At 73.3% G+C, this 277-nt stretch carries 1 protein-coding gene; it reads left to right on the top strand.

Annotation, left to right across the window (positions count from 1 at the left end):
• Positions 1-277, top strand: a 277-nt coding sequence (locus U8525_RS34605) for a transposase (protein WP_374270994.1), incomplete at both ends; no start/stop codon positions are given.

Raw genomic sequence — 277 nt, 5'->3', positions numbered from 1 at the left:
ATCGGCTACCGCGTCAGCCTGGGCCGCGCCGGCAAGACGCCCAAGGACGTGCTGGGCGGCACCAGGGGCGCGCTCGTGGTGGACGGGTACACCGGCTACAACGCGGTGACGCTGCCGGAGGGCCGCATGCGCGTCGGCTGCTGGGCCCACCTGCGTCGTCGCTTCTTCGAGGCGCTGCCCACCGCGCCGGAAGCCCGGGAGGCAATGGACCTCATCCTCGAACTCTACCGCGTGGAAGCCGAGGTGCGGGACGCGGACCTCGTGGGCACCGCGGCGC

The sequence above is a fragment of the Corallococcus sp. RDP092CA genome (assembly GCF_041903675.1).
Lineage (GTDB): Bacteria > Myxococcota > Myxococcia > Myxococcales > Myxococcaceae > Corallococcus.
This window is presented reverse-complemented; position numbering and strand designations above follow the sequence as displayed.